The 18,163-nt window shown below is 66.2% G+C and carries 28 protein-coding genes; 24 read left to right on the top strand and 4 right to left on the bottom strand.

The genetic code is table 11. From position 1 onward, the window contains the following. Positions 1–53 precede the first annotated feature (53 nt). Entirely contained in the window at positions 54–542 is a 489-nt protein-coding gene (locus tag ACLJRL_RS14300; protein WP_410656606.1) for a hypothetical protein, read from the top strand. A 77-nt stretch (positions 543–619) separates the two neighbouring features. Further along, a complete protein-coding gene (locus tag ACLJRL_RS14295; protein ID WP_410656605.1) occupies positions 620–1,129 on the top strand; it encodes a GNAT family N-acetyltransferase in 510 nt (169 codons plus the stop codon). Here ACLJRL_RS14295 and ACLJRL_RS14290 read toward each other — a convergent pair. Genes ACLJRL_RS14290 through ACLJRL_RS14275 form a run of 4 tightly spaced genes read right to left on the bottom strand, consistent with a single transcriptional unit; the run spans position 1,118 to position 4,698 of the window. Further along, positions 1,118–2,584, bottom strand: coding sequence for a hypothetical protein (locus tag ACLJRL_RS14290; RefSeq protein ID WP_410656604.1), 1,467 nt, complete (start codon positions 2,582–2,584; stop codon positions 1,118–1,120). The two genes, ACLJRL_RS14295 and ACLJRL_RS14290, sit on opposite strands and share 12 nt — an antisense overlap. Positions 2,585–2,600: 16 nt before the next feature. Continuing rightward, on the bottom strand, positions 2,601–3,764 hold the full coding sequence (locus tag ACLJRL_RS14285) for a hypothetical protein (protein WP_410656603.1): 1,164 nt from the start codon (positions 3,762–3,764) through the stop codon (positions 2,601–2,603). Positions 3,765–3,778: 14 nt separating this feature from the next. Beyond that, positions 3,779–4,111 carry a hypothetical protein gene (locus ACLJRL_RS14280; RefSeq protein ID WP_410656602.1) on the bottom strand — a complete coding sequence of 111 codons (333 nt, stop codon included), beginning with the start codon at positions 4,109–4,111 and terminating at the stop codon, positions 3,779–3,781. Further along, positions 4,111–4,698 carry a YbaB/EbfC family nucleoid-associated protein gene (locus ACLJRL_RS14275; protein WP_410656601.1) on the bottom strand — a complete coding sequence of 196 codons (588 nt, stop codon included), beginning with the start codon at positions 4,696–4,698 and terminating at the stop codon, positions 4,111–4,113. The genes ACLJRL_RS14280 and ACLJRL_RS14275 overlap by 1 nt, the downstream gene beginning before the upstream one ends. Positions 4,699–4,862: 164 nt before the next feature. Here ACLJRL_RS14275 and ACLJRL_RS14270 point away from each other — a divergent pair, with 164 nt between their 5' ends. The 22 genes from ACLJRL_RS14270 to rplF all read left to right on the top strand — a co-directional run bounded on the left by ACLJRL_RS14270 (position 4,863) and on the right by rplF (position 18,162). Then, positions 4,863–5,021 (top strand): hypothetical protein, encoded by a 159-nt coding sequence (locus ACLJRL_RS14270; protein ID WP_410656600.1) that lies wholly within the window; start codon positions 4,863–4,865, stop codon positions 5,019–5,021. A 379-nt stretch (positions 5,022–5,400) separates the two neighbouring features. Beyond that, positions 5,401–5,775 (top strand): 30S ribosomal protein S12, encoded by a 375-nt coding sequence (rpsL, locus tag ACLJRL_RS14265; protein ID WP_003102113.1) that lies wholly within the window; start codon positions 5,401–5,403, stop codon positions 5,773–5,775. Beyond that, the gene (gene rpsG, locus ACLJRL_RS14260) at positions 5,775–6,245 is read left to right on the top strand and encodes a 30S ribosomal protein S7 (RefSeq protein ID WP_410656599.1); all 471 of its coding nucleotides are present in this window, start codon (positions 5,775–5,777) and stop codon (positions 6,243–6,245) included. The genes rpsL and rpsG overlap by 1 nt, the downstream gene beginning before the upstream one ends. Before the next feature lie 63 nt (positions 6,246–6,308). Next, complete coding sequence (gene fusA, locus ACLJRL_RS14255) at positions 6,309–8,405, top strand: elongation factor G (RefSeq protein ID WP_410656598.1); 2,097 nt, start codon at positions 6,309–6,311, stop codon at positions 8,403–8,405. A gap of 127 nt (positions 8,406–8,532) precedes the next feature. Next, positions 8,533–9,726, top strand: coding sequence for an elongation factor Tu (tuf, locus tag ACLJRL_RS14250; RefSeq protein ID WP_410656597.1), 1,194 nt, complete (start codon positions 8,533–8,535; stop codon positions 9,724–9,726). A 497-nt stretch (positions 9,727–10,223) separates the two neighbouring features. Continuing rightward, the gene (gene rpsJ / locus ACLJRL_RS14245) at positions 10,224–10,529 is read left to right on the top strand and encodes a 30S ribosomal protein S10 (RefSeq protein WP_003102098.1); all 306 of its coding nucleotides are present in this window, start codon (positions 10,224–10,226) and stop codon (positions 10,527–10,529) included. A gap of 31 nt (positions 10,530–10,560) precedes the next feature. After that, a complete protein-coding gene (gene rplC, locus ACLJRL_RS14240; RefSeq protein WP_410656596.1) occupies positions 10,561–11,211 on the top strand; it encodes a 50S ribosomal protein L3 in 651 nt (216 codons plus the stop codon). Positions 11,212–11,213: 2 nt separating this feature from the next. After that, the gene (gene rplD, locus ACLJRL_RS14235; protein WP_409489795.1) at positions 11,214–11,903 is read left to right on the top strand and encodes a 50S ribosomal protein L4; all 690 of its coding nucleotides are present in this window, start codon (positions 11,214–11,216) and stop codon (positions 11,901–11,903) included. Beyond that, positions 11,900–12,211: a 50S ribosomal protein L23 gene (gene rplW / locus ACLJRL_RS14230; RefSeq protein ID WP_410656595.1), complete on the top strand. Its 312-nt coding sequence runs from the start codon at positions 11,900–11,902 to the stop codon at positions 12,209–12,211. The genes rplD and rplW overlap by 4 nt, the downstream gene beginning before the upstream one ends. A 16-nt stretch (positions 12,212–12,227) precedes the next feature. Continuing rightward, complete coding sequence (rplB, locus tag ACLJRL_RS14225; protein ID WP_410656594.1) at positions 12,228–13,064, top strand: 50S ribosomal protein L2; 837 nt, start codon at positions 12,228–12,230, stop codon at positions 13,062–13,064. 18 nt (positions 13,065–13,082) lie between these two features. Continuing rightward, positions 13,083–13,364, top strand: coding sequence for a 30S ribosomal protein S19 (gene rpsS / locus ACLJRL_RS14220; protein WP_026468892.1), 282 nt, complete (start codon positions 13,083–13,085; stop codon positions 13,362–13,364). Between the two features lie 29 nt (positions 13,365–13,393). Further along, a complete protein-coding gene (gene rplV / locus ACLJRL_RS14215; protein ID WP_076163003.1) occupies positions 13,394–13,810 on the top strand; it encodes a 50S ribosomal protein L22 in 417 nt (138 codons plus the stop codon). Beyond that, a complete protein-coding gene (rpsC, locus tag ACLJRL_RS14210) occupies positions 13,810–14,661 on the top strand; it encodes a 30S ribosomal protein S3 (RefSeq protein ID WP_364026035.1) in 852 nt (283 codons plus the stop codon). The genes rplV and rpsC overlap by 1 nt, the downstream gene beginning before the upstream one ends. 3 nt (positions 14,662–14,664) lie before the next feature. Next, entirely contained in the window at positions 14,665–15,084 is a 420-nt protein-coding gene (rplP, locus tag ACLJRL_RS14205) for a 50S ribosomal protein L16 (protein WP_360279834.1), read from the top strand. Further along, positions 15,084–15,332, top strand: coding sequence for a 50S ribosomal protein L29 (rpmC, locus tag ACLJRL_RS14200; RefSeq protein WP_410656593.1), 249 nt, complete (start codon positions 15,084–15,086; stop codon positions 15,330–15,332). Before rplP ends, rpmC begins: the two co-directional genes overlap by 1 nt. Further along, positions 15,329–15,607 carry a 30S ribosomal protein S17 gene (gene rpsQ, locus ACLJRL_RS14195; protein ID WP_410656592.1) on the top strand — a complete coding sequence of 93 codons (279 nt, stop codon included), beginning with the start codon at positions 15,329–15,331 and terminating at the stop codon, positions 15,605–15,607. Before rpmC ends, rpsQ begins: the two co-directional genes overlap by 4 nt. 78 nt (positions 15,608–15,685) lie before the next feature. Next, on the top strand, positions 15,686–16,054 hold the full coding sequence (gene rplN / locus ACLJRL_RS14190; protein WP_005166785.1) for a 50S ribosomal protein L14: 369 nt from the start codon (positions 15,686–15,688) through the stop codon (positions 16,052–16,054). Positions 16,055–16,057: 3 nt separating this feature from the next. After that, positions 16,058–16,372 (top strand): 50S ribosomal protein L24, encoded by a 315-nt coding sequence (gene rplX, locus ACLJRL_RS14185; RefSeq protein ID WP_076163007.1) that lies wholly within the window; start codon positions 16,058–16,060, stop codon positions 16,370–16,372. Between the two features lie 2 nt (positions 16,373–16,374). Next, positions 16,375–16,938, top strand: coding sequence for a 50S ribosomal protein L5 (gene rplE / locus ACLJRL_RS14180; RefSeq protein ID WP_410656591.1), 564 nt, complete (start codon positions 16,375–16,377; stop codon positions 16,936–16,938). A gap of 4 nt (positions 16,939–16,942) precedes the next feature. Further along, a complete protein-coding gene (locus ACLJRL_RS14175; RefSeq protein WP_125788823.1) occupies positions 16,943–17,128 on the top strand; it encodes a type Z 30S ribosomal protein S14 in 186 nt (61 codons plus the stop codon). A gap of 79 nt (positions 17,129–17,207) precedes the next feature. Then, positions 17,208–17,606: a 30S ribosomal protein S8 gene (gene rpsH / locus ACLJRL_RS14170; RefSeq protein WP_101612172.1), complete on the top strand. Its 399-nt coding sequence runs from the start codon at positions 17,208–17,210 to the stop codon at positions 17,604–17,606. A 16-nt stretch (positions 17,607–17,622) separates the two neighbouring features. Further along, positions 17,623–18,162 (top strand): 50S ribosomal protein L6, encoded by a 540-nt coding sequence (gene rplF, locus ACLJRL_RS14165; RefSeq protein WP_410656590.1) that lies wholly within the window; start codon positions 17,623–17,625, stop codon positions 18,160–18,162. Position 18,163: the final 1 nt, after the last annotated feature.

Below are 18,163 nucleotides of genomic sequence, written 5' to 3'. Positions count from 1 at the left end.
GCTCCGGCTTGGTCCCGGCGCCGCGCCGCCTTCGCTTTCGGTGAGGAGATCCGATGGCCGACAGACAACTGATCGGGCGCATCGCCATCGCGGGGATCGTGGTGGCCGCGCTCGCGACCTGTGTGGTGCTGCTCAGCGGCGGGGAGGAACCGCAACCCGAGACCGTCGCGGTCGTCGGTGAGCCGACCGCCGCGCCGTCGCCGGGGCCGGACCGCACGATCACCCGGACGTTGAGCCAGGAGCAGCCGCAGCCGGTATCGAGCGACTGGAAGATCACCTACGAACTCGCCGGGACGGGGACCGCGACCGTGGTCTACGACTCGAACGGGCTGGGGCTCGTGCACCAGGAACTGCAGGTGGCGCTGCCGTGGCGCAAGGAGTTCACCTGGAAGAACACCGGCACCCCGCCGACCGTCCAGCTGATGGGGCAGGGCGAGGGAGCCGTCGAGTGCCGGGTCGCCGTGGGCGGCGCCGTCGTCACGTCGGAGAAGTCCGCCCCCGGCGACGTCGCCACCTGCGCCGGCCGCCTTTCCCCCTCCTGACCCGGCCGACCTGCGTTTAGCCCCCAAATCGCGATCCGGTGGCGAAACTCGCTGGCCAGGGCCGGGAGGATGGGCCCATGACCTGGAGCTTCGAACTCACCCCCGCCGACCACCCGGACGCCGACCTGATGCTGCGCGAGTACATGGACGACGTCGCTTCGCGGTACTACGGGCGCCAGGCCACCGACAAGGAGCTCGAAGACGCGCTCGAGGAGATGCACAGCCGGGACCTGGTCCCGCCGACCGGGGCGTTCCTGCTCGCTCGGCGGAGCGGGGTACTCGCGGGCTGCGGCGGGGTGCGGATCGTCGCGCCCGGCATCTCCGAGCTCACCCGCGTCTTCCTCCGGCACGCCGAGCGCGGGAAGGGCGGGGCCGCGCTGCTGGTGACCGCCGCCGAGGACGCCGCCCGGGACCTCGGCGCCACGGTCATCCGCCTCGACACCCGCCACGACCTCGTCGAGGCCCGGGCCCTCTACACCCGCCTCGGGTACGACGAGGTCGAGCCGTTCAACGCCGAGCCCTACGCCGAGCACTGGTTCTCGAAGTCCCTGGTCCAGGTGCCCGCCGACTTGCGTTTAGCCCCCTAATCGCGATTTGGCCCGGCGGGGGCGCGGCAGGTAGGTCGTCTTGGCGAGAAGGGTGCCGGCGAGGACCGGGGCCAGGCCGAGCAGGAGCAGGAAGAACGCGGTGTCGTCGCCTTCGATGATCGGGTGCCACCACAGCGGTCCCACGGCCACATCGACGACGTCGCCCCGCTCGGGGAAGGTGCCGAACGACATCCACCGCAGATCGGTGACCGGGTGCGTCACGCCGTCGAGTTCGTAGGCGCCGTCCACCAGGTTGCCGTTGCCGCAACTGGTGCAGTTCGACGTGCTCGCCTCCGCCCGCTGGGTCGTGGTCACGGTGAGCCTCGCTTCAGGCGCCAGCCCGGTCAAGGCCGTCAGCGAGTTCACCGCGAGCGCCAGTCCTGGCAGCACCAGCGCGAGCGCGATCACCGAACGTGCCACCAGGGACAGCGAGGACAGCGGCTGACGGCCGGTGCCTTCCCGGCGCCGGTTGAGCGGCCCGCGGACGAACGAAAGACCGCCGAGGCGTTTGCCGAGCCATCCGGTGTCGGTGGTGTCGGCTTCTGTTGCGAGCGAACGGAAGTCCGCGTCGGCCCAGTCCACTGTGGATGCCAAGACGGCCAGGCGACGGGAGTCGGCGAACATCATTTCCTCGGTCAGCGTCCCCGCTTCCGAGGCCCACAGCGAGCCGCCGTGGAACGCCACTTCGCGAACCCGGAACCAGGGGTCGCCGGTCAGTAGTTCGCGGACGCCAGGGGAGAGCAAGGTACGGGCGAACTCGGGATCCGACGTCGCCACGGTGAACCGGCGGTCGAACTCGGTGCCGGTCTCGAGCCGCTGAAGCAGGGCGTCCGGTTTCGGTGCCCCGACGGTGTTCCGCGTGATGCGGGCGTCCTCCCACGGGGTGAACCGCTCCGGCTCGAAAGCACCCGTGTTCGGGGTGATGACCACCGACGGTACGACCGGCGTCCGGAGCTGAACCAGGGCGTACGTCCCATCGATCAGGTCGGCTGTCCTGGCCAGTTCGGGGAAGCCCGGCTCCCCGGATCCGCCGAGCGTGTATTCGACGCCGAGCAGCCGATGCCCGTGGTGGCCGAACTCGACCGCCGTCACCACACTTTCGGTGGACGCGTCGGCGTGGGCGACGGCGATGCCGCGCCGGGGGACCACCCCGAAGCCCGGCTCTCCGGCCCCGTCGAGCCGGCTGATCCAGGTTTTCTGCCGATGGCCGCGCCACGCCGCCAGGGCCGCGATCGCCGGCGGGAACGCGAACCACAGCCAGCCGGGCACCGCACTGCCGGTCCCGGCCGAAAGCCAGTACAGCGACGTCTCGGACAGGACGATCCCGGAGAGGGCGTAACAGACGGCCGCCGCGGTGGGCCGCCGTCCGTCGAACCGCCCGCCGAGCAGCAGGAGCGCCAAGGCCACGGTGTAGCCACCGGCGATGAGCCACGGCCCGGCCAGCTGATCGTCCATCCGGCGACCCTACTGATCACTGATCCATGTCGAGGTTCTCGCGGGTCTCTTCTTCGCTGTGATGGCCCCCGGTCCGGCCGTACTCCTGCCCGGTGATGGTGGTCTTGGAGTTCTCGATCGTCTTGTTCACGAAGTCGAAACCGGCCTTGCCCGCGTACGCCGACCCCTTCGAGATGTCGGCGGGGTTGACCCCGACCACCTGCTTGATCGCCTGGTTCGGCACGCTCTTGAGGACGTCCTTCGCGGCATCGCCGAAGGTGCCCAGCTGGGTACCGGAGCCCTTGGCGATCGCGCCGACGAGCGACTTCTCCTGGCCCGGGGTCATCCCGATCTTGCCGGCCTTGGTCAGCTTCGAACCCTGTTTGACCAGGTCATCGGTCCACTTGAGCATGAAGCCCATGAACTTGTCGAGCAGCTTGCCGAGCTTGCCGAGGTGCTTGGTGATCTTGCCCATCGCGCTCGCGGCCTTGGCGATCGTCGCGGTCATCGCGGCGGCGACCGAGGAGCCGAGGCTGACCACCGACGCGGCCAGCGCGGGCAGCCAGATGTAGATCGCCCAGGTGACCAGCTCGGAGATGATCGACTTGACGACCTCCTCGATGACGGTCATCACCATCGACCACATCTGCAGCGTCTCGGCCACGGTCCCGGCGCTGGCGCCGATGCCCTTGATGCCGACGGCGAAGTCGCCGAGCGCGTTGCGAGCGGCGTCGCCCGCGTCGCCCACCCAGTCCTTCAGCGACTCGTCACCGGTCTTGACGAAGTCGTCGGCCAGGGTGACGAAGCCCTTGGCGATGTTGCCGAAGTTGCCGGCCGCGGTCTTGAGCGCCGGGCCGTCACCAGTGACGAAGTGGAGCGCGTCCTGCAGCGGCTGGATCAGTTCGATCAGGATGTTCAGCCCGTTGCTGACCAGCCAGCCCACCGGGTCGAGCACGAAGCTCGCCAGGTCCGCGCCGGCGCCGGCGATGAACCCCGCCCCGTCCACCACGAGCTGCCCGCCGGCGGCCGCGAGGTCACCGGGGCCCTGCGCGGTGCTGATCTTGTCGTAGGCGTTGGAAATGGTGGCGACGCCCTTGCCCGCGACGGGCACCTTCTTCGCCGCGTCGAGCGCGTTCTTGCCGAAGCTGTCGTCGCCGGTGATCTTGACACCGCCCGCGATGCTCGCCTTCTCGTCGGTCATGCCGTTCCCCCTGCTCAGCGCGGTCCGTCGATCTTGGCTTCGTACTTACCCAGGGTGACCGTCGCGTCGTTTTCGAAGCCGTTGTAGATCGACGCCGCCTGGTTGAGCTTCCCGGAGAAGGCGTCGACCCCGGTCTTCATCAGTTCGAGCAGCTCACGCAGGTCGGCGAGCTTGCCGGTGTAGGTCTGTTTCACCGCGAGCCCGATCAGGCCCCACGATTTGTCCGTCACGTCGGCCTGGTCGACGAGACCGCCGAACTTGCCTGCCTCGTCCTTGTAGAACCCGAGGTTGTTCGCGTAGTCGGTCAAGGCCTGCGTCTTGACCTCGTGCCCGCCGGGACCGCCCATCAGTGTTCCTCCTGGTCGTCGAACAGGTTCTTGAGGAACTGGTCACCGGCCGAGTCGCCGCCCGGCTTCGTGCCGGGAGTCGGTTCGTCCGACCGCCGGAGCACCGTCTCCTCGCTGAAGTCGTCCTCGTTGCGAGGCCGGCGTCCGGCGGGGCGGGCGGTGTCGGGCGGTGGCTCCTCCGACATGTTCGACCGCAGATCGTCCGCCGTGGTTCCCAACGCTTCGGCTTGAGCTTCGAGAACCTGCTCCTCGACGTTCAGATGGAACGCGTTCCCGAACTGCGCGTCGACGATCCCGGCCTGCTTCAGCGCCGCGTCGGCCACCGCGGTGTGCATTGTGGACAGAATCGCGGCGGCGAGCTGTTGTGGTTGCTGCCGCAGGGCTTCCGGGGTGAGCCGAATGTCCTTGACGGACCCTCCGGGGCCCGCGACGACGGTGATCGCACGGTCCGGGGACGTCGCCACCGATTCCAGCTCCGCCAGCTCGCCCTGCATGTCGCCGACCTTCGCGAACTGCGTTTCGGCCTGTTTGATCTTGGACTGGAACTTCTCGAATTCCGCGACCAGCTGTTCGAACTCGGCCGACATGGAGCCTCCCGTGCGTGCGTCATCACTGTGACCGGTGTCATCGTGACCTATTCACCGGTTTGACGCGATGGGGTGCTTCTCGGATCCGTCCTGCTCACTCGTCCGGGGAATAGGTAGCGTCATTCGGCGAGTAAGGCGGCACCGCAACAGCGAGGGAGGGCGTCGTGGACGCCGAGCAGCAGGAAAACCGGGAAGAACCGCACGCCGAGGCCAGGCGGGGGAGTCACGCGGCGCCGGAGGGCGCTCCCGTGCACCCGTTGATCGATCTCAACCGCGATCCGAACCCGGGCCGGGGGGACCACGCGAAGCCCGAAGAAGAATGAAGGCCGGGCGCGCAGCGCCTCCGTTGAGGGCGGCGGCGGGGGCATGGATGGAGAAACGGGCCGAAACGCGGTTCCATCAGGGTGGCCGCGGGCTCACGCCCGGCACGATATAGTTATCGACCCCCCGACTTGGTCTGCCCGGGAGTCGACCGGTATCTTTGGAGACCGTGCCCGGCAGGCGTCGGGCCGTCCCGTGTGCCGTGCGGCGCGGACGGGGTGCTCAGGCATCCGGTCCGAAGGCTTCGCCCACACGGGGTCCGACGGAAAATCCCTTCGGGAAGTTACCGGTCGAGAGACCGTGACGCGGGCCGACACGCCCGACCGCGGGGGCCGGAGACAGACTCGAAGTAAGCACGATCTCGAACAGAAAGCTGGTCCATTGCCCACGATCCAGCAGCTGGTCCGAAAGGGCCGCCAGGACAAGGCTGCCAAGCAGAAGACCGCGGCCCTCAAGGGGAGCCCGCAGCGGCGTGGCGTGTGCACTCGGGTGTACACCACGACGCCCAAGAAGCCGAACTCGGCGCTGCGCAAGGTCGCGCGTGTGAAGCTGACCAGCGGCATCGAGGTCACCGCCTACATTCCCGGTGAGGGCCACAACCTGCAGGAGCACTCGATGGTGCTCGTGCGCGGTGGTCGAGTGAAGGACCTTCCGGGTGTTCGCTACAAGATCATCCGCGGGTCGCTCGACACCCAGGGTGTGAAGAACCGTAAGCAGGCGCGCAGCCGTTACGGCGCGAAGAAGGAGAAGAGCTAATGCCCCGCAAGGGTCCGGCCCCCAAGCGGCCATTGATCTCCGACCCCGTCTACGCCTCGCCGCTGGTCACCCAGCTGGTGAACAAGGTGCTGAAGGACGGCAAGCGCTCCCTGGCCGAGCGCATCGTTTACGGGGCCCTCGAGGGCGCTCGCGAGAAGTCGGGCACCGACCCGGTCGTCACGCTGAAGCGCGCCCTGGACAACGTGAAGCCGAGCATCGAGGTGAAGAGCCGCCGTGTCGGTGGCGCCACCTACCAGGTGCCGATCGAGGTCAAGCCGGGCCGCTCCACCACGCTCGCCCTGCGCTGGCTGGTGTCCTTCTCCGCGGCTCGCCGCGAGAAGACCATGATCGAGCGCCTGCAGAACGAGCTGCTCGACGCGAGCAACGGGCTTGGCGCGAGCGTCAAGCGTCGCGAAGACACGCACAAGATGGCCGAGTCCAACAAGGCCTTCGCGCACTACCGCTGGTGATGACCGCCCGGCTGCCGATCAACGCCTTGCCGGGCCCCAATTTTGAGACAGGGGAACACTCTCGTGGCACGTGAAGTGCTGACCGACCTGCACAAGGTCCGCAATATCGGCATCATGGCCCACATCGACGCCGGAAAGACCACCACCACCGAGCGGATCCTGTTCTACACCGGGGTCAACTACAAGATCGGCGAGGTGCACGACGGCGCCGCGACGATGGACTGGATGGAGGAGGAGCAGAAGCGGGGTATCACCATCACCTCGGCTGCCACCACCACCTTCTGGGCCGACCACCAGATCAACATCATCGACACCCCGGGCCACGTCGACTTCACCGTCGAGGTGGAGCGTTCGCTTCGGGTGCTCGACGGTGCGGTCGCCGTCTTCGACGGCAAGGAAGGTGTCGAGCCGCAGTCCGAGCAGGTCTGGCGTCAGGCGGACAAGTACGAGGTTCCTCGTATCTGCTTCGTCAACAAGATGGACAAGCTCGGTGCGGACTTCTACTACACGGTGAAGACCATCGTGGAGCGTCTCGGCGCCAAGCCGCTGGTCATCCAGCTGCCGATCGGCTCCGAGAACGCCTTCGAAGGCGTCGTCGACCTGGTCCGCATGAAGGCGCTGACCTGGCGTGGCGAGGTCCAGAAGGGCGAGGACTACAGCGTCGAGGAGATCCCCGCGGATCTCACCGAGCTGGCCGCCGAGTACCGGGAGAAGCTGGTCGAGGCCATCGCCGAGACCGACGACGACCTGATGGAGAAGTTCCTCGGTGGCGAGGAGCTGACGGAAGCCGAGATCAAGGCCGGCATCCGCAAGCTCACCATCGCCCGCGAGGCCTACCCGGTGCTCACCGGTTCCGCGTTCAAGAACAAGGGCGTCCAGCCCATGCTCGACGCGGTCATCGACTACCTGCCGACCCCGCTCGACGTCCCCGCCGTGGAGGGCATCCTCCCCAACGGTGACACCGCGCTGCGCAAGCCGAACACCGAAGAGCCGTTCGCGGCTCTCGCGTTCAAGATCGCCGCGCACCCGTTCTTCGGCAAGCTGACCTACATCCGGGTCTACTCGGGCAAGATCAGCAAGGGCTCCCAGGTCGTCAACGCGACCAAGGAGCGCAAGGAGCGCATCGGCGGCCTGTTCCAGATGCACTCCAACAAGGAGAACCCGGTCGAAGAGGGCCAGGCCGGCCACATCTACGCCGTGCAGGGCCTCAAGGACACCACCACCGGTGACACCTTGGCGGACCCGCAGAACCCGATCGTCCTTGAGTCGATGACGTTCCCGGCGCCGGTCATCCGCGTCGCGATCGAGCCGAAGACCAAGGCCGACCAGGAGAAGCTGTCGCTGGCGATCCAGAAGCTGGCCGAAGAGGACCCGACGTTCCAGGTCAACCTGGACGAGGACACCGGCCAGACGATCATCGCCGGTATGGGCGAGCTGCACCTCGAGGTGCTGGTCAACCGCATGAAGTCCGACTACAAGGTCGAGGCGAACATCGGTAAGCCGCAGGTCGCCTACCGCGAGACGGTGCGCAAGACGGTCGAGAAGCTCGACTTCGTGCACAAGAAGCAGACCGGTGGTTCCGGTCAGTTCGCGAAGGTCATCGTCAAGCTCGAGCCGCTCGAGTCCACCGACGGTGCTCTTTACGAGTTCTCCAACAAGGTCACCGGTGGCCGCGTGCCGCGGGAGTACATCCCGTCGGTCGACGCGGGCGCACAGGACGCCATGCAGTACGGCGTGCTGGCCGGCTACCCGCTCGTCGGGTTGAAGTTCACCCTGCTCGACGGTGCGTACCACGAGGTCGACTCCTCGGAAATGGCCTTCAAGGTCGCCGGTTCCATGGCGATGAAGGAAGCCGCGAAGAAGGCCAGCCCGGTCATTCTCGAGCCGCTGATGGCCGTCGAGGTCACCACGCCCGAGGATTACATGGGCGATGTGATCGGTGACCTCAACTCCCGCCGTGGCCAGATCCAGGCCATGGAGGAGCGCACCGGTACCCGTGTCGTCAAGGCACTGGTGCCGCTGTCGGAGATGTTCGGTTACGTCGGTGACCTGCGGTCGCGTACCCAGGGACGGGCCAACTATTCGATGGTGTTCGACTCCTACGCCGAGGTTCCCGCGAACGTCGCGAAGGAAATCATCGCGAAGGCGACAGGGGAGTAGTTCCCTTTCGCTCGCGGGCATAAGGAAAACTCCTGAACGTCCGCACCACCCACCGAGAAACGAATCTCCGTCTGACGACAGCCACGTCGGCCGGTGAATAAGCAAAGCAGTCCAGGAGGACATTCCAGTGGCGAAGGCGAAGTTCGAGCGGAATAAGCCGCACGTCAACATCGGAACCATCGGTCACGTCGACCACGGTAAGACCACTCTGACCGCGGCGATCACCAAGGTTCTGCACGACAAGTACCCCGAGCTGAACACGGCGTCCGCGTTCGACCAGATCGACAACGCGCCGGAAGAGAAGCAGCGCGGTATCACGATCAACATCTCGCACGTCGAGTACCAGACCGAGAAGCGCCACTACGCCCACGTGGACGCCCCCGGTCACGCGGACTACATCAAGAACATGATCACCGGTGCCGCTCAGATGGACGGCGCGATCCTCGTGGTCGCGGCGACCGACGGCCCGATGCCGCAGACCCGTGAGCACGTGCTGCTCGCCAAGCAGGTCGGCGTTCCCTACATCGTGGTCGCGCTGAACAAGGCCGACATGGTGGACGACGAGGAGATCCTGGAGCTCGTCGAGCTCGAGGTCCGCGAGCTGCTGTCCTCCCAGGATTTCCCGGGTGACGACGCTCCGGTCATCAAGGTCTCCGGCCTGAAGGCCCTCGAAGGCGACGCCAAGTGGGGCGAGTCCGTCCTCGAGCTGATGGACGCCGTCGACGAGAGCGTTCCGGACCCCGTCCGTGAACTCGACAAGCCGTTCCTGATGCCGATCGAAGACGTCTTCACGATCACCGGCCGTGGCACGGTCGTGACCGGCCGTATCGAGCGTGGCCGCGTCAACGTGAACGAAGAGGTCGAGATCGTCGGCATCAAGGAAAAGTCGACCAAGACCACCGTCACCGGTGTCGAGATGTTCCGCAAGCTGCTCGACCAGGGCGAGGCCGGCGACAACGTCGGTCTGCTGGTCCGTGGCATCAAGCGCGAGGACGTCGAGCGCGGCCAGGTCGTCGTGAAGCCGGGTACCACCACCCCGCACACGGAGTTCGAGGGCTCGGTCTACATCCTGTCGAAGGACGAGGGTGGCCGTCACACCCCGTTCTTCAACAACTACCGCCCGCAGTTCTACTTCCGCACGACGGACGTGACCGGCGTGGTGACCCTCCAGGAGGGCACCGAGATGGTCATGCCGGGCGACAACACGGACATCAGCGTCACGCTGATCCAGCCGATCGCCATGGACGAGGGCCTACGGTTCGCCATCCGTGAGGGTGGCCGTACCGTCGGCGCCGGCCAGGTCACCAAGATCAACAAGTGATTTAGACGCCCCTTACCCGGGGGCGCTCGATTGGGTGAGCTGTGCTCGCCGAGAGCGCGAGCCTTATCGAGTGCCGGTGTCTTGTGGGGGCGAGCCCCCACACCCCCGGATACACCCCCGGGTAAGGGGCGTCAAATCACGTGTGCGACACTATTCAGGTTGCTCGTCCCGGGGCGGCCGAACCTTGCAAGTCATTAGACGAGCAGGTTCCGGCCGCCCTGGTGTGAGCGGCCACGGTCCGCGGAGCGCTTCCTTCGGGTGAGGCTAGCGGGCAAGGGCATTTGAGACGGCGATTCAGCATTTCGCCGGCTCGGTGCCTCCTCACGTTGAGGAAGACCAGGCAAGACGAAGATCCTGCGGGATCCGTCTGTGCGTCGGGCGCGACACGCCCGACCGCGTGGACCGGGGACAGGGCCGTTGAACTGGGAAAACCTCAGTCACGACCGAGGTTTGAAAAGACAAAAGCGGCACGAGACGACAAGGAACGAGCAGCCACCATGGCGGGACAGAAGATCCGCATCCGGCTCAAGGCCTACGACCACGAGGCGATCGACACCTCGGCGCGCAAGATCGTCGAGACGGTCACGCGCACCGGCGCCCGTGTTGTCGGGCCGGTGCCGCTGCCCACCGAGAAGAACGTTTACTGCGTCATCCGCTCGCCGCACAAGTACAAGGATTCGCGCGAGCACTTCGAGATGCGCACGCACAAGCGTCTGATCGACATCCTCGACCCGACGCCGAAGACGGTCGACGCGCTCATGCGCATCGACCTGCCGGCGAGCGTCGACGTCAACATCCAGTAGCGGCTGGCGAGCGGCGGAGAGTAAGAGACTCATGTCTGACAGGCAAATGAAGGGCATCCTGGGCACCAAGCTCGGCATGACCCAGGTCTTCGACGAGAACAACCGGGTAGTCCCGGTGACCGTCGTGCAGGCCGGCCCGAACGTGGTCACCCAGGTTCGGACTCAGGAAAGCGACGGCTACAAGGCCGTGCAGCTGGCTTTCGGCGCGGTCGACCCGCGCCGGGTGAACAAGCCGCGCACCGGCCACTTCGACAAGGCGAGCGTGACCCCGCGCCGTTTCCTTGCCGAGCTGCGTACCACCGACGCCGACACCTACGAAATCGGTCAGGAGATCACCGCTGAGGTGTTCGCCGCCGGCGTCGAGGTCGACGTGACGGGTACCAGCAAGGGCAAGGGCTACGCCGGTGTCATGAAGCGTCACGGCTTCAAGGGCCAGGGCGCGAGCCACGGTGCACAGGCCGTGCACCGTCGGCCGGGCTCGATCGGTGGCTGTGCCACCCCGGGCCGCGTCTTCAAGGGCGTGCGCATGGCCGGCCGGATGGGTTCCGACCGGGTCACCACGCAGAACCTGACCGTGCACGCGGTGCGTGCCGAAGACGGCCTGCTGCTGATCAAGGGCGCCGTGCCCGGTCCCAAGGGCGGTCTGCTGTTCGTCCGCAGCGCCGCGAAGGGTGGTAACTGATCATGACCAGCGTCGAGCTGAAGACCCCGGCCGGTAAAGCCGACGGCACGGTCGAGCTCCCCTCGGAGATCTTCGACGTGCAGGCCAACGTGCCCCTCATGCACCAGGTCGTGGTGGGCCAGCTGGCCGCCGCGCGCCAGGGCACGCATGACACCAAGACCCGCGGTGAAGTCCGCGGTGGTGGCAAGAAGCCTTACCGCCAGAAGGGCACCGGCCGCGCCCGCCAGGGTTCGACCCGCGCCCCGCAGTTCACCGGTGGTGGCGTCGTCCACGGCCCCACGCCGCGTGACTACACCCAGCGGACCCCGAAGAAGATGAAGGCCGCCGCTCTGCGTGGCGCCCTCTCCGACCGGGTTCGCGCCGGGCAGCTGCACGTCGTGACCGAGCTGATCGCCGGCGACAAGCCGTCGACCAAGTCGGCCAAGACCGTGATCGCCGCGATCACCCAGGCGAAGCGCGTCCTCGTGGTCCTGAACCGCGACGACACGATCAGCTGGGCGTCCGCGCGGAACCTGCCCGAGATCCACCTCATCGCGCCTGACCAGCTCAACACTTACGACGTGTTGGTCAACGACGACGTGGTGTTCACCAAGTCCGCTTACGACGCTTTCGTCGCCGGTCCCGTTCGGGGCAAGGGCGTCAAGGCCTCGGCGCGGTCGAGCGAGGTTTCGGAAGGGAGTGACGAGCAGTGAGTGCTATCGCCATCGCCGATCCTCGCGACATCTTGCTCGCGCCGGTGATCTCCGAGAAGTCCTACGGGCTTCTCGAGGACCACAAGTACACGTTCATCGTTCGCCCGGACGCCAACAAGACCCAGATCAAGATCGCGGTCGAGCAGGTTTTCGGCGTCAAGGTGGTCAGTGTCAACACGTTGAACCGCCAGGGCAAGCGTAAGCGGACTCGCGCCGGCTTCGGCAAGCGCAAGGACACCAAGCGCGCCATCGTGACTCTTTCGGCTGAAAGCAAGCCGATCGAGATCTTCGGCGGACCCACCGCGTAAAGGACTGAGCTGACACATGGGCATCCGCAAGTACAAGCCGACGACCCCGGGTCGTCGTGGCTCCAGCGTCTCCGACTTCGCCGAGATCACTCGGTCCACCCCGGAGAAGTCGCTGCTGCGCCCGCTGAGCAAGACCGGCGGCCGTAACGCCAGCGGCAAGATCACCACTCGCCACAAGGGCGGTGGCCACAAGCGTGCGTACCGGCTGATCGACTTCCGCCGGAACGACAAGGACGGCGTTCCCGCCAAGGTCGCGCACATCGAGTACGACCCCAACCGGTCCGCTCGTATCGCGCTCCTGCACTACGCCGACGGCGAGAAGCGCTACATCATCGCCCCGGAGAAGCTCAAGCAGGGTGACACGGTTGAGAACGGCCCCCGCGCCGACATCAAGCCGGGTAACAACCTGCCGCTGCGCAACATCCCGGTCGGTACCGTGATCCACGCGATCGAGCTCCGCCCCGGTGGCGGCGCGAAGATGGCGCGGTCCGCCGGTGCCAAGGTGCAGCTGGTGGCGAAGGACGGGCCTTACGCCCAGCTTCGTCTCCCGTCGGGCGAGATCCGCAACGTCGATGTGCGCAACCGCGCCACCGTGGGTGAGGTCGGTAACTCCGATCACTCCAACATCAACTGGGGCAAGGCGGGCCGTAACCGCTGGCGCGGCAAGCGTCCCACCGTCCGTGGTGTCGTCATGAACCCGGTCGACCACCCGCACGGTGGCGGTGAGGGTAAGACCTCCGGTGGTCGCCACCCGGTGAACCCGAACGGTAAGCCCGAGGGTCGTACCCGTCGCCGCAAGGCTTCGGACTCGATGATCGTCCGACGTCGCCGTACCGGCAAGAACAAGCGCTGAGCAGGGAGGTAGAAGCACATGCCACGCAGCCTTAAAAAGGGCCCCTTCGTGGACGACCACCTGCTCAAGAAGGTGGACGTTCTCAACGAGTCGGGCAAGAAGACCGTGATCAAGACTTGGTCGCGTCGCTCCACGATCATCCCGGATTTCCTGGGTCACACGATCGCGGTGCACGACGGGCGCAAGCACGTCCCGGTGTTCGTCACCGAGGCGATGGTGGGTCACAAGTTGGGCGAATTCGCGCCGACTCGGACCTTCAAGGGCCACATCAAGGACGACCGCAAGTCGCGCCGCCGCTGAGCGGGCACGAGAGAACAAGGAAGCTAGCGATGAACGCCCAGAACGACGTGGCCGAGGCATTGCCGACGGCTTACGCGCGGGCTCGCTTCGTCCGAGACTCGCCTACCAAGGTGCGCCGGGTGATCGAGCTGATCAAGGGACGTAGCGCCGCCGACGCCTTGGCCGTGCTCCAGTTCGCCCCGCAGGCGGCAAGCGAGCCGGTCGCGAAGGTGCTCGCCAGCGCCGTGGCCAACGCCGAAAACAACCTCGATCTTGACCCGGACACCCTCTGGATCAAGAACGCCTACGCCGACGAGGGCCCGACCCTCAAGCGAATCCGTCCGCGGGCCCAAGGCCGCGCGTACCGGATCCGTAAGCGGACCAGCCACATCACCGTAGAGGTGGAGTCGCGTCCGAAGGCCGAGGCCAAGAAGGCACAGGGCAAGAAGAAGGCAGGTGGCCGGTAGTGGGCCAGAAGATCAACCCGCACGGCTTCCGCCTGGGTATCACCACGGACTGGAAGTCGCGTTGGTACGCCGACAAGCAGTACGCGGAATACGTGGCCGAGGACGTCAAGATCCGGAAGCTGCTGTCCACGGGCATGGAGCGCGCCGGCATCTCCAAGGTCGAGATCGAGCGCACCCGTGACCGTGTTCGCGTCGACATCCACACCGCCCGGCCGGGCATCGTCATCGGCCGTCGTGGTGCGGAGGCCGACCGGATCCGTGGCGCGCTGGAGAAACTGACCGCCAAGCAGGTTCAGCTGAACATCCTCGAGGTCAAGAACCCCGAGGCCGACGCCCAGCTTGTCGCTCAGGGTGTCGCGGAGCAGCTGAGCAACCGTGTGGCGTTCCGCCGCGCGATGCGCAAGGCGATCCAGACCTCCATGCGTTCGCCGCAGGTCAAGGGCATCCGCGTGCAGTGCGGCGGTCGTCTCGGCGGTGCCGAGATGTCCCGCTCCGAGCACTACCGCGATGGCCGCGTCCCGCTGCACACGCTGCGCGCCGACATCGACTACGGCTTCTTCGAGGCCAAGACGACGTTCGGTCGCATCGGCGTGAAGGTGTGGATCTACAAGGGTGAGCTCGTGGGTGGTCTCAAGGCCAGGGAGGCGCGTGACGCCGCCGCGGCCGCTGAGCGTGCCCCGCGCCGTGACCGTGGTGACCGTCCCGCCCGCCCGCGCCGTTCCGGCGCGTCGGGCACGACGCCGACCTCGACCGAAGCCGGCCGGGCCGCCGCCGCCGCCAAGAGCGACGACGCTGCCCCCGCGGCCACCGAGGCCCCGGCTGCTGAGACTGCAGAAAAGACGGAGGGCTGACACGTGCTCATCCCGCGCAGGGTCAAGCACCGGAAGCAGCACTCCCCGAAGCGCCACGGTGCCGCCAAGGGCGGTACGAAGGTCAGCTTCGGCGAGTACGGCATCCAGGCGCTTGAGCACAGCTACGTGACCAACCGGCAGATCGAGTCCGCTCGTATCGCCATGACGCGTCACATCAAGCGTGGTGGCAAGGTGTGGACGACCATCTACCCGGACCGCCCGCTGACCAAGAAGCCGGCGGAAACCCGCATGGGTTCCGGTAAGGGTTCGCCCGAGTGGTGGGTCGCCAACGTCAAGCCGGGCCGCGTGATGTTCGAGATCAGCTTCCCGAACGAGGAGACCGCCCGTGAGGCGCTCCGTCGCGCGATCCACAAGCTGCCCATGAAGTGCCGCATCGTGACCCGTGAAGGTGGTGAGTTCTGATGGCGAAGGCAGGCGCCGCCCTGGCGACGGATCTGCGTGAGCTCACCGCGGAGGAGCTCGTTCTGCGTCTGAAGGAATACAAGGAGGAGCTCTTCAACCTCCGCTTCCAGATGGCGACCGGACAGCTCGACAACAACCGTCGTCTGCGCACCGTCCGTACGGACATCGCGCGGATCTACACGGTCATGCGCGAGCGTGAACTCGGCCTGTCCGTTTCCCCTGACGCCGAGAGTGAAGGTGCCGCATGAGCGAGCAGCCCACTGAGGCGGCCGGCCGCAACGACCGCAAGGTCCGTGAGGGCTATGTCGTCTCGGACAAGATGAACAAGACGATCGTGGTCGAGCTCGAGGACCGCAAGAAGCACCGTCGTTACGCCAAGGTTCTCCGCAGCACCACCAAGGTCAAGGTGCACGACGAGAACAACGAGGCGGGCACGGGCGACAAGGTCACCTTGATGGAGACCCGTCCGCTGTCGGCGACCAAGCGCTGGCGCCTGGTGCAGATCGTTGAGAAGGCCAAGTAAGTAGGGCTCTTTTCGAGTCCCTTAGTTCCGCAAGGCTCGCCATGAACGCGAGAACCAGCGCGACATACAGGAGTTGACGTGATCCAGCAGGAGTCGCGGCTTCGGGTTGCCGACAACACGGGCGCGAAGGAAATCCTTTGCATCCGCGTTCTCGGCGGTTCGGGGCGGCGCTACGCGGGTATCGGCGACATCATCGTCGCCACCGTGAAGGACGCCATGCCGGCTGCCGGCGTGAAGAAGGGTGACGTCGTCAAGGCGGTCATCGTTCGCACGCGCAAGGAGCGCCGTCGTCCGGACGGTTCTTACATCCGCTTCGACGAGAACGCTGCTGTGCTCATCAAGAACGACAATGAGCCCCGCGGCACCCGCATCTTCGGCCCGGTGGGCCGCGAGCTGCGCGACCGAAAGTTCATGAAGATCATTTCGCTCGCGCCGGAGGTGTTGTAGAGCATGAAGGTGAAGAAGGGCGACACGGTCGTCGTCGTCGCCGGCAAGGACAAGGGCGCCAAGGGCAAGGTCATTCAGGCCTACCCCGAGCGCGAGCGTGTGCTGGTCGAGGGCGTGAACCGGATCAAGAAGCACACCCGGATCTCCCAGACCCAGCGTGGCGCGCAGTCCGGTGGCATCGTCACCCAGGAGGCGCCCATCCACGTGTCGAACGTGATGGTCGTCGACTCCGACGGCAAGCCGACCCGGGTGGGCTACCGCATCGGCGAGGACGGCAAGAAGGTCCGGGTCTCGCGCCGTAACGGTAAGGACATCTGATCATGACCACCGCAGAGAAGATCGCCCCGCGCCTCAAGGTGCGGTACCGCGAGGAGATCAAGGGACAGCTCCGCGAGGAGTTCTCCTTCGAGAACGTCCACCAGATCCCGGGCGTCGTCAAGGTCGTCGTGAACATGGGTGTCGGAGACGCCGCCCGTGACAGCAAGCTGATCGAAGGCGCCATCAAGGACCTGGCCGCGATCACCGGGCAGAAGCCCGAGGTTCGCAAGGCCCGCAAGTCCATCGCGCAGTTCAAGCTGCGTGAGGGCCAGCCGATCGGTGCGCGCGTCACGCTGCGCAACGACCGGATGTGGGAGTTCCTCGACCGGCTGCTGACCATCGCGCTGCCGCGTATCCGTGACTTCCGCGGGCTTTCGCCGAAGCAGTTCGACGGCAACGGCAACTACACGTTCGGTCTCAACGAGCAGTCGATGTTCCACGAGATCGACCCGGACGCCATCGACCGCCCGCGCGGTATGGACGTCACTGTCGTTACCACCGCCAACACCGACGACGAGGGTCGCGCGCTGCTTCGCAAGCTCGGCTTCCCGTTCAAGGAGAACTGAGTCGATGGCCAAGAAAGCACTGGTCCACAAGGCCGCTAAGACGCCGAAGTTCAAGGTTCGCGGTTACACGCGCTGCCAGCGTTGCGGTCGCCCGCACGCGGTGTTCCGCAAGTTCGGGCTCTGCCGGATCTGCCTTCGCGAGATGGCACACGCGGGCGAACTGCCCGGCGTCCGCAAGTCCAGCTGGTAAGAGTCTTTTTTAACTCCCACTTCGCCACAGGCCTTGCATCGAGTGCAGGGAACCAGGCGAGAAAGGTTGACAGGTCACCATGACGATGACCGACCCCATCGCAGACTTCTTGACCCGTCTGCGTAACGCGAACTCGGCATACCACGACGAGGTCGTGCTTCCCCACTCGAAGATCAAGGCCAACATCGCCGAGATCCTCAAGCGCGAGGGCTACATCGCTAGCTACCGCGACGAGCCGGGCGAGAAGCACAAGAACCTCATCGTGGAGCTGAAGTACGGCCCCAACCGTGAGCGCAGCATCGCCGGCCTCCGCCGCGTGTCCAAGCCCGGCCTGCGGGTCTACGCAAAATCGACCGAACTGCCGAACGTTCTCGGTGGCCTTGGCGTCGCGATCATCTCGACGTCCTCCGGCCTCCAGACCGACCGTCAGGCCAAGCGAAACAGCGTGGGCGGCGAAGTCCTCGCCTACGTCTGGTAAGGAAGGGGGCACAGACATGTCACGCATCGGAAAGCTGCCGGTCGCCGTCCCCTCCGGGGTCGACGTGACCATCGAAGGTCAGCAGATCAAGGTCAAGGGGCCCAAGGGCACCCTTGAGCACACCATCGCCGAGCCGATCACCGTGGAGCGCGCCGAGAACGGCACGCTGCAGGTGAAGCGTCCCGACGAGGAGCGCACCAGCCGTGCCCTGCACGGTCTCACCCGGACGTTGGTCAACAACCTCGTCGTCGGTGTGACCGAAGGCTACGAAAAGAAGCTTGAGATCCACGGTGTCGGTTACCGCGTGCAGGCCAAGGGCTCGGACCTCGAGTTCGCCCTCGGCTACAGCCACCCGGTGAAGATCGAAGCCCCGGAAGGCATCACCTTCAAGGTCGAGACCCCCACCCGGTTCTCGGTCTCGGGCATCGACAAGCAGAAGGTCGGCCAGATCGCCGCGGTCATCCGCAAGCTGCGCCGTCCGGACCCGTACAAGGGCAAGGGCCTGCGCTACGAGGGTGAGAAAATCCGCCGCAAGGTCGGAAAGACGGGTAAGTGAT

The organism is Amycolatopsis sp. lyj-112, assembly GCF_046549055.1.
Classification (GTDB): Bacteria; Actinomycetota; Actinomycetes; order Mycobacteriales; family Pseudonocardiaceae; genus Amycolatopsis.
Note: the sequence above shows the minus strand (reverse complement) of the source record. Positions and strands in the feature narration are given on the sequence as shown.

Excerpts from the sequence above, each read along its gene's own strand:
- rpsQ (WP_410656592.1), top strand. The coding sequence starts at position 15,329 with ATGAGCGAGCAGCCCACTGAGGCGGCCGGCCGCAACGACCGCAAGGTC.
- rplV (WP_076163003.1), top strand. The coding sequence starts at position 13,394 with ATGAACGCCCAGAACGACGTGGCCGAGGCATTGCCGACGGCTTACGCG.
- rplF (WP_410656590.1), top strand. The coding sequence starts at position 17,623 with ATGTCACGCATCGGAAAGCTGCCGGTCGCCGTCCCCTCCGGGGTCGAC.
- rplX (WP_076163007.1), top strand. The coding sequence starts at position 16,058 with ATGAAGGTGAAGAAGGGCGACACGGTCGTCGTCGTCGCCGGCAAGGAC.
- rplC (WP_410656596.1), top strand. The coding sequence starts at position 10,561 with ATGTCTGACAGGCAAATGAAGGGCATCCTGGGCACCAAGCTCGGCATG.
- rplD (WP_409489795.1), top strand. The coding sequence starts at position 11,214 with ATGACCAGCGTCGAGCTGAAGACCCCGGCCGGTAAAGCCGACGGCACG.
- rpsS (WP_026468892.1), top strand. The coding sequence starts at position 13,083 with ATGCCACGCAGCCTTAAAAAGGGCCCCTTCGTGGACGACCACCTGCTC.
- ACLJRL_RS14285 (WP_410656603.1), bottom strand. The coding sequence starts at position 3,764 with ATGACCGACGAGAAGGCGAGCATCGCGGGCGGTGTCAAGATCACCGGC.
- rplB (WP_410656594.1), top strand. The coding sequence starts at position 12,228 with ATGGGCATCCGCAAGTACAAGCCGACGACCCCGGGTCGTCGTGGCTCC.
- ACLJRL_RS14175 (WP_125788823.1), top strand. The coding sequence starts at position 16,943 with ATGGCCAAGAAAGCACTGGTCCACAAGGCCGCTAAGACGCCGAAGTTC.
- ACLJRL_RS14295 (WP_410656605.1), top strand. The coding sequence starts at position 620 with ATGACCTGGAGCTTCGAACTCACCCCCGCCGACCACCCGGACGCCGAC.
- ACLJRL_RS14290 (WP_410656604.1), bottom strand. The coding sequence starts at position 2,584 with ATGGACGATCAGCTGGCCGGGCCGTGGCTCATCGCCGGTGGCTACACC.
- ACLJRL_RS14280 (WP_410656602.1), bottom strand. The coding sequence starts at position 4,111 with ATGGGCGGTCCCGGCGGGCACGAGGTCAAGACGCAGGCCTTGACCGAC.
- ACLJRL_RS14275 (WP_410656601.1), bottom strand. The coding sequence starts at position 4,698 with ATGTCGGCCGAGTTCGAACAGCTGGTCGCGGAATTCGAGAAGTTCCAG.
- rpsH (WP_101612172.1), top strand. The coding sequence starts at position 17,208 with ATGACGATGACCGACCCCATCGCAGACTTCTTGACCCGTCTGCGTAAC.
- rpsG (WP_410656599.1), top strand. The coding sequence starts at position 5,775 with ATGCCCCGCAAGGGTCCGGCCCCCAAGCGGCCATTGATCTCCGACCCC.
- rpsJ (WP_003102098.1), top strand. The coding sequence starts at position 10,224 with ATGGCGGGACAGAAGATCCGCATCCGGCTCAAGGCCTACGACCACGAG.
- rpmC (WP_410656593.1), top strand. The coding sequence starts at position 15,084 with ATGGCGAAGGCAGGCGCCGCCCTGGCGACGGATCTGCGTGAGCTCACC.
- rplE (WP_410656591.1), top strand. The coding sequence starts at position 16,375 with ATGACCACCGCAGAGAAGATCGCCCCGCGCCTCAAGGTGCGGTACCGC.
- ACLJRL_RS14300 (WP_410656606.1), top strand. The coding sequence starts at position 54 with ATGGCCGACAGACAACTGATCGGGCGCATCGCCATCGCGGGGATCGTG.